This window comes from uncultured Maribacter sp. (assembly GCF_947500405.1).
Lineage (GTDB): Bacteria > Bacteroidota > Bacteroidia > Flavobacteriales > Flavobacteriaceae > Maribacter_B.
The window spans coordinates 402258-416247 of sequence record NZ_CANMRY010000002.1; the positions used below are offsets into that span (position 1 = coordinate 402258).

The 13990-nt window shown below is 31.7% G+C and carries 8 protein-coding genes; 3 read left to right on the forward strand and 5 right to left on the reverse strand.

Features of this window, described 5'->3' with window-relative positions; translation table 11 throughout:
* Positions 1-14: 14 nt before the first annotated feature.
* From rfbB to Q0945_RS04030, 5 genes are read right to left on the reverse strand one after another with little or no spacing between them, the layout of a single operon-like run.
* Complete coding sequence (rfbB, locus tag Q0945_RS04010) at positions 15-1073, reverse strand: dTDP-glucose 4,6-dehydratase (protein WP_299431014.1); 1059 nt, start codon at positions 1071-1073, stop codon at positions 15-17.
* Entirely contained in the window at positions 1074-2078 is a 1005-nt protein-coding gene (locus tag Q0945_RS04015) for a hypothetical protein (protein ID WP_299431016.1), read from the reverse strand.
* Between the two features lies 1 nt (position 2079).
* Entirely contained in the window at positions 2080-3771 is a 1692-nt protein-coding gene (locus tag Q0945_RS04020; protein ID WP_299431018.1) for a hypothetical protein, read from the reverse strand.
* Positions 3772-3801: 30 nt separating this feature from the next.
* Positions 3802-5307, reverse strand: coding sequence for a GH3 auxin-responsive promoter family protein (locus tag Q0945_RS04025; RefSeq protein ID WP_299431020.1), 1506 nt, complete (start codon positions 5305-5307; stop codon positions 3802-3804).
* Between the two features lie 5 nt (positions 5308-5312).
* The gene (locus tag Q0945_RS04030) at positions 5313-6182 is read right to left on the reverse strand and encodes a M23 family metallopeptidase (protein ID WP_299431022.1); all 870 of its coding nucleotides are present in this window, start codon (positions 6180-6182) and stop codon (positions 5313-5315) included.
* Between the two features lie 175 nt (positions 6183-6357).
* On the opposite strand from Q0945_RS04030, the gene tatA reads away from it, so the two are divergent.
* From tatA to Q0945_RS04045, 3 genes are all read left to right on the forward strand, one after another.
* Complete coding sequence (gene tatA / locus Q0945_RS04035; RefSeq protein WP_298485377.1) at positions 6358-6543, forward strand: twin-arginine translocase TatA/TatE family subunit; 186 nt, start codon at positions 6358-6360, stop codon at positions 6541-6543.
* Between the two features lie 289 nt (positions 6544-6832).
* A complete protein-coding gene (locus Q0945_RS04040; RefSeq protein WP_299431024.1) occupies positions 6833-13042 on the forward strand; it encodes a gliding motility-associated C-terminal domain-containing protein in 6210 nt (2069 codons plus the stop codon).
* Positions 13043-13045: 3 nt separating this feature from the next.
* The gene (locus Q0945_RS04045) at positions 13046-13981 is read left to right on the forward strand and encodes a type IX secretion system membrane protein PorP/SprF (protein ID WP_299431026.1); all 936 of its coding nucleotides are present in this window, start codon (positions 13046-13048) and stop codon (positions 13979-13981) included.
* The last annotated feature ends 9 nt before the right edge of the window (positions 13982-13990 follow it).

The following is a 13990-nucleotide window of genomic DNA, read 5'->3' on the forward strand; positions in this document are numbered from 1 at the left end:
TTGCTTTTGCTCTACTATTGATACATTTCAGAATAATATTTTTGGTAATCTCCAGAAGTTACATTTTCTAACCAATCTTGATTTTCTAAAAACCAATCTATTGTTTTTTCTAATCCTTCCTCAAAAGTAACCGAAGGTTTCCAACCTAATTCTTTATTTATTTTATTGGAGTCAATAGCATATCTTAAATCGTGTCCCGGCCTATCTTTAACATAGGCAATTAGCTTTTCACTTTCTCCTTCTTTTCTATTTAGCTTTTGATCCATTAGTTTACAAAGAAGCTTTACTAAATCTATATTTTTCCATTCATTAAAACCACCAATATTATACGTTTCATGATTTTTTCCTTTATGAAAAACTAAATCTATTGCAATTGCATGATCTAATACAAATAACCAATCTCTAGTATAATTGCCGTCTCCATATACAGGAAGCGATTTTTTATTAATAATGTTATTAATAAAAAATGGAATTAATTTTTCAGGAAAGTGATTAGGGCCATAATTATTAGAGCAATTTGTAATTACATAAGGTAAACCATAAGTTTCACCGTAGGCTCTTACAAAATGGTCAGAACTTGCTTTAGAAGCAGAATATGGGGAATTTGGATCATATGCAGTATCTTCTGTAAAAAAACCCGTTTCTCCTAAAGAACCATAAACTTCATCTGTACTTACATGGTAGAATCTTTTTCCTGTAAAATCATTTTTCCATAGTTCCTTTGCTGCATTTAATAAATTCATGGTTCCAATTACATTGGTTTTAACAAAAGCCAATGGATTTGTAATAGACCTATCTACATGCGATTCTGCTGCTAAATGAATAACACCATCAAAATTATACTTTTTAAAGATTGAGTCTATAAAACTAGCGTCTGTTATATCTCCCTTTATAAACGTATAATTCGATTGTTTTTCTACATCTTTTAAGTTCTCTAAATTACCAGCATAAGTAAGTGAATCTAAATTAAAAATATGATAGTTAGGGTAGTTAACAACAAACCTTCTAACAACATGAGAGCCAATAAAACCTGCTCCTCCGGTTATTAATAGTTTTTGGTTCGTTTTATTCATTTATAATAATTCTTTTGTTTTCTTGTTCAAGAACTTTAATAATGACCAAATAAAAAATAACCCAATTAATATTGTAGGTATTAATGTAAGTTTTGCCGTAAAAAACTCTTTCTTTATTTGTTGAGCCCCCCCAAAACTTAAAATTTTAATAGTCTCCTTATATTCTCTTTTTAGTAATTTATTAGTAGCTGTGTTTTCTATTAGGTTGTTTTTTAAATTTAATAATTGAGGAATATTAAGTCCTTCTTCACCGCCTAATAAAACCATTCCTTCTCCATTCTCTTTACTATTAGCCTTACTCCCTAGTGCTTTAGAGTAATTAGCTATTAGCAAGTCTATTTGATTAATAAGCGCTTCATTTTCTTTAATCTGAGATTCAGAATTAACTAAATATATTTCTTTTAATTCTTTAAAATAATCATTATCATTAATGAAAGTCATAATCTTTTTTGCAGCAGACTGTCCAAGTTCTTCATTTTTATAATAAAAAGAAATTTTATGGTTTACATAGCTACTTTCTAAAACTTCATTTTTAATAACTTCTTTTATTGAGTTATCATCCTTAAGACTTCCTAAATACTCTAAATACTTTAAAGATTTTTCTAAATCAACATTAGATTTTGCTTGTACTGGCTCAATCTCAATTTTAAAACCTTTAAGTTGCTCTAATTCAATTTCTAAATTACTATAAAAGTCATAATCCTTGCCTTTAATTTTTGATTGTAATTCTGATACTATTCCGTATAAGTAATCTTTACTTTCAAAATTTGGCTTTACAATTACTTCAGTCTTTTTTGTAGTTTCAGATATTTGGTTTAATCCATATCCTATGGTAACCCCAATAATTGCAAGCCCTACAAGAATTAAAAAATTCTTCTTAAAGTATAAATAGACTCTTAATAATCCTCTAACAATATTATCTAATCCCTTTTTAATTAGCTCAAACAACTGCCCTAAATCTATTTCATCAGAAGAAGTATTGTTTTTTGGTAAATTATCTGCCATTTTATTTTGTGTTAAATATCTGTTTTAGAATTTTATCTGTAATTAAATAGGTTGGTTTAACTCCTGTTGTTCCAAGTCCACCAGAAGCTAATGTACTACCTGTTTCTAACGGATTATCTGATGCATAATATGCATACCTAACTTTAACATCTTCTTTTATACTCTTACGTATTTTAGATGCAGATTGTATTGCTTTTTGATAATGTACCCCTTCCATTTCTAAACCAATTACATTCCATGTAGATTCATAGAAAAACTTAAGAATATCTTTATTTTGCAATGACGTACCTAAAACAGATACCATTGTTCCTTCAAAAACTTGCAGTCCGTTTCCTTTAAAATCTTCTGCGCATAATTCATTCTTAAAAGGATAATTATCTGCTGTACCCTCAAAAATATGAGCAGACGGAATCATTATATCTCCTTTACCACCATCTAATATACCTGCTTTACCCATTACGGAGATTGAATCTATATTTAAAAATTGTGGCTCTTTACCTTCTTTTTTAAATGGTTTTAAAAACTCATCTATAGTTTCGTAAGCTTGCTCTCCAAATGCATAGTCCATCACAAAAATTACCGGTATTTCGTCTTCTCTTAAAGTATCTGACAAAGAATAACAACAACTATCTTTTCCTAATTTAGCCATGTCAAAAATCTGAATATCTATATTAGTTCCAGATTTATCGTTTATACTAATCATCCCATTTTTTAATGCAACACTTTTAACCTTATCCCTTAATTTACCGTTTTCTGGAGCACTTAAGGCTTCATATATTTCTAAATCGTTATTCGTGTCTTTAAATTCGTTTTTAAGTGCTTTTCTTGCAAATAAAGAATTCATTACACTATGCATGTTTGCACTAATAATATGGATGGGTCTATTTAGTAAATTATTAGCTACTAAAGTTTCTTTTATTGTATTTGCCCAAAGTTCTCCATAGATATGGTGACCTAAGGTTTCTCTAAGAATAGCGCTAAATGTAATTGCTCGCTTATTTCCAGAAACCTCTTCTTCTATTGCTAGTTTACCTAACCAGTATATTATTCTTAAGAACCTTTCTGGGTCAGTTTTGGTAGCAAACTTTTCGTAAACACTAATAATTTCATCAAAAGAGCGCCCTAATATATTTGCTGTGTGTATTAGCGCTACTTCTCTTTCGGACTGAGATAGTTTCTTTTTACTAACTGCAGCTTCTAACTTTGCCCAGTCTCTTATTGTTTTGTTTGTATCTTCTATTAATACGCGTTTGCAAATTTTTTCGGACTCTATAATTAAAAAAGTGATATGCGTTAGAATATCATAAATATCAGAGCGTCCTCTGGTTATTTCAATATTCATTTGCTCATCGTCTATTCTATAACAATTTCTTCTTCTTTTTGGTGGTACTATAGCCTTAAAGTGGGATTTGCTGTACCCTTCGTCTGCGGTAAGGTTAATAAATCTGCATTGCTCTATTCCTTCTGGTAAGCGTTCTAAAACATAGATAAGGCCATTTAATTCAGATTTTTCTTCTGCAATGGAACCATAAATTTCTGGGCGTAATAAAAGTAAAGCGTCTTTAAGTGTTTGGCCAGATATTCCTGTAGGTTTATAAAAGCCACGATTAAATAAATGACGCATTGTAATATATAAGCGTTCTATAGCATTTGTAGATTCTTGCGCTCTAGTTGTAATTATTGCTTTTCCCATATCTATTTCGCGTAAAATTACAATTTATATTTAACTAATTGTAGTACTATACTTATGCAATACATTCGCTAATTTACGGTCATTACTTAAACGTTGCACTTTATTCTGACCTCCTAATTTTCCAATAGATTTCATATAAGAAGTGAAACCTCCATTTCTTATTTCAGTAATTTTTAATGTTTGAAGCACATTTCCAACTATTAAATCGTAATAATAACTGTTCTGGTTTTGTAAAGATGCATCCAAAGTTTCAATAAACTTTTCCATATTATCTGGTACCCTTTCAAACTCTATTAACCACTCGTGATAAGGAAGTTCATTTTCTCGCGGTGTTATCTGTGGTGCAACCGTAAATTCATTTACGCTAGCATTAGTTGCGCCAATAGCTTCTTGCATTGCTTGTTCTACTTCTTTTGCTATTACATGTTCTCCAAATGCTGATATAAAATGTTTTATACGTCCGGAAACTATTATCCTATAGGGTTTTAAAGAAATAAACTGAACGGTATCTCCAAGATTATAGCCCCATAAACCTGCGTTTGTAGATATAATCATTACATAATTTATACCAACCTCAACATCTTTTATGGTTAGTCTTTCTGAGTTTTCCTCAAAAAAATCATCTGTCTTTATAAACTCATAAAATATTCCAGAGTTTAGTAACAAAAGCATCCCTTTTTCTTTTTGAGAATCTTGATAAGCAAAAAAACCTTCACTTGCAGGAAACAGTTCTATGCTATCCACTTTTCTTCCAATTAAATTCTCGAACTTGGCTCTATATGGTTCGTAATTTACACCTCCGTAAATAAATAGATTAAAGTTTTTAAATAAGTCGCCAACTTTTAGTTTAGATTTTTCATTTAACTTTTCAAAATACATTTGTACCCATGAAGGTATTCCTGCAATAACAGTCATATCTTCATTTATGGTTTCTTCTACAATAGCATTTACTTTAGTTTCCCAATCTTCTATACAGTTTGTTTCCCAACTAGGAAGTCTGTTTTTTTGTAAATAGTTTGGAACATAATGTGCTGATATTCCTGATAAGCGACCTACATTAATTCCATTTTTTAGTTCTAATTCTGGGCTACCTTGTAAAAAAATCATTTTACCATCTACAAAAGAGGAATTACCTGTTTCGTGTATGTAAGTTAGTATTGCATTACGAGAAGCATTTACTTGTTCTTTTATAGATTCTTCTGTAATTGGAATATATTTTGCTCCAGAAGTTGTTCCCGATGTTTTGGCAAAATATATAGGTTTTCCTGGCCATAGAATATCTTTTTTGCCCTTTAAAACTTCCTCTACGTAAGGCTTTAGCTCTTCATAGTCTCTTACTGGAACTTGCTTAGAAAAATCTTGAAAAGAAGATATTTTATTAAAATTATGATCCTTTCCAAAGGAAGTGTTTTTTGCAGAATTAATAAGATTCTTAAACACTTCTTCCTGTGCTTTAATTGGGTTATTTACCCATTTTAAAGTTTTATTTACAATATTCTTTGCAAATATTTTTGCAGCTACGGATTTTAATGACATAAGTTTTATTTAAAATCTATAAAATCTGATGGGTTTACTGGCGCACCATTATTCCAAATTTCAAAATGTAAATGCGGTCCTGTAGTTAACTCTCCTGTATTTCCAACAGAAGCAATTACTTCTCCTGCCCTAACTACTTCTCCTTGTTTTTTGTTTAGAGAACCATTATGCTTATAAATACTTAATAAACCATCTTTATGTTCTATAATAATTACATAACCAGTATCTGCTGTCCATTCTGCAAAAATAACCATGCCGTTTGCAATAGCTTTTACTGGAGAATCTTTTGGTGCAACCACATCAACCGCATAGTGTTTTGCATTTGCATTGTATTCTTGAGAAATCATTCCTGAGATTGGAGGAAAAAGAATAAAATCTGTGTTTGTTGTATTTTGTTCAAACAAATTATACTTATCCTCTAAAGCCACCTCAGCTCTTAATAAAGAATCTTGTTTAATGGGTGTTAAATCTACCGTAGAAGGATCCAACTTAAACTTACCAAAAAGGGAGTCTCTACTCACTTCATTATTCTCTATATCTCCTCTTAGAACTTTACGAATATTATCTAAATACCTATTGGTATAATTTAATCTTCTTACTAGAGAGTCTGTCTTATAGGTAAGTACAGTAGCTTGCCTTTTTAATTTTGTAGAAGAATACCCAGGAATATATTCTCTTAAAGGGGTAAAAGCTATTAACAAAGTAGTAAGGCCAATTAGTGCTATAATACATAATGTTCCCGTTACAAAAACATTTAATCTACTAAGCTTAAAAGATATTTTCTCTTCAAAAGTGCTTTCGTTTAATATTACTAAACGATACTTATGAAGCAGTTTTCTTTTTATTTCTTTCCTTTTCTTTGTTTTCTTAGCCATTAGTCACAAATATAATGCTAGTATTAAACTTTAACTAGCACAACAATAAATTATCTTATTAAGCATTATAAATATATATAATTGTTACTTTATTTTTTTAAATATTCACTTTTTAAAATTTAATACAATTCTATAAACTTTTTAGTATCTTTGTTTTCTATAAAAATCATAAAATATGATAGCTTTACAAACATTTTTAGCCATTGGTGCACCACAAATAATATTAGTAGTAGTAGTAGTTCTTTTATTATTTGGAGGTAAAAAAATACCTGAATTAATGAGGGGCTTAGGTAGTGGCATTAAAGAATTTAAAGATGCCTCTAAAGACGAAGACAAATTAGAAGAAAATAAAGAAGAATAATCTTTATATAAAGCCATAAAAAAACCCAGCTAATGCTGGGTTTTTTTATGGCTCAATTTTTCTAATTACTCTCTTTTTACAGAAATTATAAAAGCATTACCTCTTTTTAATATTCAAATTCCATTAACTTTTTAAAAATTAGCTTTGTAGGAAATTAACATAAGTTTAGACTTTACCTCTATTTATTGGTCTTTCACAACAAAAAATATTCCTCCTCCACCTATATATATAGATTTGTGATAAACCACAAGCAGTCAAAAAATATGGCACTTGTGTTTATCAGAAAGCTATGCATGTTAAAAGTTTCCTTGATTTAAATAAATCTATACCTAATAAGACTAATTTATTACTATTATTTATTTTTATTCTGTTTTCAATAAACACAGGGTTCTCTCAAATAAATAATGGAAATTTTAGAGTAGACCTAAGTTCTACAAATATGGGGCCCTGTGGAGGAAGTAATGATGGTGTAAGTACCGTTGGTATTACAGCCAAAATGGCGAACATAAATACTTTTAAAATAATTTTTGATTTACCAGATGGTGTAACTTACCAAACAGGAACAGCACTTATAACAAACCAAACAGGTTCTTCTAACTTTACATTATCAGAATTTGATATAACAGATTTAAATAATCCAATCTTTCAAATAGAAAGACCAAGTAATGCAAATTGGCAAGTTTCTGATTTTGTAGAATTTACTTTTAGTAAAACAGCTGCTTGTGAAGCTGTACAATATTCTTATAATGGCGGACTTTTTAAAGATGCGCATACTATAACTTATTTACAAGGAACATCAGCTAGGTCTCATAATGATACAGATGTAACCGTAAATGCCTATAGTTTTTTAAGTGCCTACCTTGCCGTAGAAGATATTACTACAGAAAATGCTCTTGTTGGGCAAACTACAAATAGACCTATTACTATAACAAACTCAGGTAACGGTAGCATACAATCCTTTGTTCATGATGTAGAAATTTCACCCGGTTTACAAAGCAATTACGAGTTATCATTTAACGGTACTATACTTACCCCATCTATAAATGGTAATATATATACCTACCAAATAGACCTTAATATTGCTCCGTTTGCTGGGCAAGTTGGAGATGGAGATGCTCTTTTTGAAAATGAAAATATTGTTCTTAATGAAAGACTAATCCTGACAAATTGTGCAGACAACCAAGTAACTAGGCATAGTCCAAAATGGGGGTGTTCTCCCGGTGCATATTGCCAAATAGGTGCGCAAATTCCTGGTTTTATTGGCGTAGATCAAGAATGGTCAGACATATATTTATATACCGTAAGCGAGCCACGACCACGTTGGGACGCACCAGTAACCTATACCTACAGACTAGAAAATGATGCTAGTGCAGATAATGCATATGATGTAAACTTTAATATTGGTTTTACATGGGATAATAGATATTCTTCTACTGGTTTTAACCCTATGTATGGAGATGATAATAACACAAATCGCGAATTATCTAATTTTAGATTTTCTGGTGGTACAAATTTTTCTCCACAAAGATGGCCAACTACAACAGCAAGTGGTACTGGACTAGGCTCCTATTTATTTGGAACAGATTTTTTTACTAGCGATCCAGATGGTGCTGGCGGATTAGAAGATTTAGATGGAGATGGTTTTTATGATGATATGTTACCTGGTGCATCTACAGAAATAAGTGTAGACCTTACTATGCTACAATTAAACCCTGCATGTGATCCTTATAGTGCGACCTACTCAGAAAGTTTAAGTTTAAATTTAGATACATGGACCGTAAATAAATGTAACAATAGTAATAAAACCTTAAGACAAGAATTAGAAAGACATTATGTAAGAAGAGATGCTTTATTTAATTGGGAATTTCCAGAAGATTATGACTTAGATGCCGAAGATGGTGCTGTTTTTAATCTAAATTTTATTGGAGGTTTTGTAGCATCTAACCAATCTCCTACTTGTAATGGAATAGAAATGTTTTCTAACGATCCTTCTACAATTTACAGAGTAGTTTTAGATATAGAAAATGGTATAACATTAGATGCTAGTGCAGACTCTAGATACGTACAAATTGGTAATCAAATTATTTTTACAGAAACACAATTACAAGATTTTGAATACAATTCTTATGCTTTACGCATTCCTATAAATTTTCCTTTAAATATAGATTGTAGCACCTATTCTGGACCAGAAGAATTAGCCTTAAATTATACTACTTCTTATGAAAGTTCTTGTTATGATAAAGACTTGCATTGTGGCACGTTTAATATAACCACGCATTGCCCTAATGGTTGTACAGGCCCCACAACTACAAGTTTTGATGCACATAGAACCACTTCTGGATGGACAGATGATTCTATGAGTACTAAAGTAACATTAGACCCAAATATACATGCTACAAAGTATTATATGGCCAAAGATAAAATGGTTGTTACTTCTAGTGCTATAATGGAAAATAGTACACAAGATAATTTACATTTTGAAATGCGTTATGTTACAGATAACGGCCAAAGCATGGCAGATATTATAACGTTTACAGATGGAACAATTACTATAAACGATATATCTACTGGAATACCCCAAACTTTTCCAATTACCAATAGCCCAGTAATAACCACACAAGGAACAAATGATAATTTCTTTACTTTAGATTTATCTTCTTATCAATCTTTAATATCTGGTACATACCAATATGGAGAAGGTTTAGAGGCTGATGAAATTTCTTTAGAATTAAATTTTGAATTCAGAGAAGATTTTCCAGAAGAAGCAAGACTATATGAATTTCACTCTTTCCTAGGTCGTTTTTACAGTTTAGATAGTTCTAGTAATGAAGTAGGTTGCGGCACCTATAATGAAAGGGCTTTCTTTTTTCAAAATACAATAGAAATTAATACCGATATAAATGATTCTGTTAACGGCTGCGATGAAAAATGGTTATATGTAGGATTGTCACAAGCATCTGGTGTTGGAGACAAATTTCCAGATGAATTTAGACCACCACTTTTATGGGATAATACTACAATACAAATACCAGACGGTATGCAATTTAATAATCTTGTAAGTAGTTACGGGTATCCCAATCTTATACCAGAAAACCAAGATCCCGCATCTTGGAATAATGGACTAAATTACTCGGTTTCAGGAAATATTGTAACAATAACACCTGGCCCAAGATTTACACATTTAGACCAAGGAGGAAATTATTACCCTAGTGTATCTATAAGTTTAACAGCAACTAGTGCTACACCTGCTCTAAGTTCCCATAACATTTCGGTTACCTATGATGAATATGCCTATGCAGATAGCCCTGTACAAAAAACCGAAAGTGATGTTAAAGATTTTAATTATACAATACCAAACTATTGGATTTCTTCAGATAATGCGGTGGAAATAGGAAACTCAGAAATTGAAGGTTTCATAATAGACATCTGTAAGCAAGATGCTGGCGAAATAAATAATAACTGGTTACGCGTAGATACAGGAGCAGATTATACTATTACAAATGCATTTTTAGTTAATGGTGCAACGGAAACCCCTTTAACTTTTACAGAAGAAAATGATGTTACCTATATACAGTTTGGAAATATGCAAGCGGGTAATTGGATTTGTAGAAAAATTCGTTTTGAAGGAACTTATACCTCTAGTACTCCTATAGATTTAAGAATATCTCATAATTATGATTGTATTGCATATCCAACTAACTTTAGTGGCATAGCTTTTTTCCATGAAGAAGTTTTTACACTAGAGCCAGCACCAGCAGCTATACAGTTACAAATATTAAGTGAGCCAAATACAACGGTAGATACTTGTACAAACTACGATATTATTTTAGAAGCTAGAAATGCTGGAGAGGCCGATTTAATTTCTCCTGTAATGAATTTTGATGTTCCTGGAGATATCTCGGCTATATTAATTAATGATATTATTATAGAATACCCTAGAGGTTCTGGTAATACAGAAAGTATAACCCCAACAATTACAGGGAATAATGTATCTGTAAATCTATTAGATCATACCTTAATTGCAGCAAATAACGGACTAGTAGGTTCTCTAAATTCTGCTAATATAAATGAGCAAATTGCAATAATTAATTTAGATTTAAGTCCGCAATGTAATTACGTTTCTAACACTGGAACAGCATATACCGTAACAGGAAATAATCCTTATGGTACACCAGCAACAGGTAGTGGAAGTAGAACAGCTGCTAATCCAATAATCATTACTGGTGCAGAACCTCCTTATAGTACAGACAATTCTTTATCTATAACAAACACTGCTCGTTTAGAAGGTTGTACACCAGAAACAGTAGATATTACAACTTCTATATTAGATGGTACTACTGGTACTAGTGATTTTGTTAGAATAATCCTTCCAGATGGCGTACATTACGTACCCTCTTCTTTTGCATCAACAAGTGCTTTACAATTAACTTATATTACTACAAATACGGTTGGTAACCATGAAGAAGTAGAACTACAGCTTCCGCAAGGAGCAACGGCATCAGATCTTTTATCTTATAGTTTTGATATTACAAACCAGTCTACTAGTTGTACAACCTCCGCAAATATAGATTTAACAACCTATGTAACTACAGATGCTTTAAATTGTAATGGAGTTGCATGTGGTACTACAGAGATTTTTACTGGAGACAGCGCAATTGCACTAGAAACATTTAAATCGGAAATAGCATTATCTTCTATAACTCCGCAAGGAGCTTATAACAATAGTGGTTCGGATTATACCTATTCTATAGATTTTAGTATTGATAATATTGGTGCATATACTATTGCATCCGGAGCAAATTATTCTGTTTATTGTACCGATGCATCAGATAACAAATCTGGACCTGCAATTTATACAGGAAGTTTAGATGCCGAAATACTAAGTGGAAATACTATTAGCGAAACCGATTCTTTTACAACTACTACTTTTTGTGGAGTAGGTACTAACTTATTAATAGAATTAGAACCAGCTGTTGGAAACTGTTTTTGTAATGCTGTTTCGTTTTTAATTTCAACTACTAATGACTCGGCAGATTTATCGCTTAGCAAATCTGTTTCTGACACTAATCCAAATATTGGAGATTCTATAACTTTTACTATAGACCTTACCAATAATGGACCTAATGATGCTACTAATGTTAGCATCCAGGATATAGTTCCGGTTGGGTATACTGTAAATGCTACTTCTATCTCTAACGGCGGTTCCATTACTGGAAATACCATTACTTGGAATTTAGCAACAGTAACAAACGGTACAACTGCTTTAACTTATGAGGTCTCTGTAAATGCACCTACTGGCGCTACAGATGAATATAAAAATATTGCACAAGTAACCGCTAGTGATCAAATAGATCCAGATTCTACACCAAATAATGATGATGGGGACCAGTCTGAAGATGATGAAGATACTGTAGATAATGTTACTATTACAACCGTAGATTTAAGTTTGGATAAACAACTAGCACCAACTTCTAGTTCAAGTCCAAACATTGGAGAAGAAGTAACTTTTGAGATTACAGTAACAAACGCAGGAACAGATACGGCAACAGGAATAGTAATCGAAGACTATATACCAATTGGTTTAAATGTAGATGCATCTTCTATTTCTAATGGAGGTACCTACGCTGGCAATACAATTACATGGGTTATAAATTCTATAACTCCTGGAAATATAATTTTAAGCTACTCTGTTAGTATTAATGAACCAACAGGAGCTACAGATGAATATAAAAATGTAGCTCAGGTTACAAGAACTAATGAATTAGATGTAGATTCTACTCCAGACAATTATGATGCTAATACTCCTAATGAAGATGATGAAAGTGAATACACACTTACAAATCCTATTACAGATATTGCTATAAACAAAACAGCATCTATAACTACAGCAGCGGTTGGGGATCAAATAGTATTTACTATAAACACTACAAACCTAGGAACCATAGAAGCTACAAATATAGAAGTAGAAGAAATTATACCAAATGGTTTTGAGTTTGTGTCACAAAACACTACGCATGGCACCTATGATTATACTATTGGTAGTTGGGCCATTCCTTCATTAAACAGTAATGAATCTGCAGAATTAAATCTAACGGTAGAAGTAATAGAGGGAACAAATTATACTAACGTAGCAAGAATGTCTTTTGTAGACCAAATGGATTTAAATACAGATAATGATGAATCTGAAGTTACCATTTCTGTAGAAGAAGAATGCTTAGTTATTTACAATGAATTTTCGCCAAATAATGATGGTAGTAACGAGTTCTTTTTTATAGAATGTATAGAAAATTATCCAAATAATTTTCTGCAAATATTTAACCGTTGGGGAACTTTAGTCTATGAAACAAAAGGATACAACAATAATTGGGATGGTACCTCTGAAGGTAGAGCTACTGCAAATGCAGAACAAAAACTACCAATTGGTACATATTATTATATACTTCTTTTAAATGAAAACCAAAAAGAACCAAAAACAGGATGGTTATACATTACACGCTAAAAAATGAATACTAAAAAACGACATATAATTCCAAAATTAAGTTTCATTGCTATGTTTCTCCTATCTGTTCCTAACCTATTCGGACAGCAAGAACCGCAGTACACCCAATACAATTATAATACCATGACGGTAAATCCTGGGTATACGGGTTCTAGGGGTCATTTTACAGCAATTTCACTATTCAGAAGTCAGTGGGTTGGTTTAGAAGGTTCTCCAAAAACTATTTCGTTGGGACTAGATTCTCCTTTTGAAAAGTTTGACGGAATTGGTTTATCTATTGTGCAAGATCAAATTGGCCCATCTAGTGAAACTTTTATAGATGTTAATTATGCCCACAATATTATATTAAATAGAAAAGGACACAAATTGGCTCTTGGTATAAAAGCTGGCGGACGTTTTTTAAGTGTAGACTGGTCTAAAGGAACATTTAGAGACCCAGATGTTCTTTTTAATGAGAATATAAATAGTGAATTTTTACCAACAGTTGGTGCTGGTCTTTTTTACTATACCGGTAATGCTTATTTAGGAGTTTCTACCCCAAATATTTTATATAGCAAACGGTATGACGTTTTAGAAGAGTCCGTTGGCAAAGACCGTATGCACTTATATTTTATAGGTGGTTATGTGTTTAATATAAACCCTTTATTAAAATTTAAGCCATCTACTTTTGTGAAGTATGTAGAGGGAGCTCCACTTATAGCAGACCTTTCTCTAAACTTCTTATTATACGAAAGACTAAATTTAGGCGTTAACTATAGATGGGATGATTCTGTCGGAGCACTTTTTGGCTTTCAAATTAGCCCACAATTTAACATAGGGTACGCTTATGATTACAATACTAATGAACTAAATGCTTATAACTCGGGTACGCACGAGATTTTTATACGATACCAACTAATATCTAAATTAACCAAAATTAAATCCCCAAGGTTTTTCTAATTACCCAAA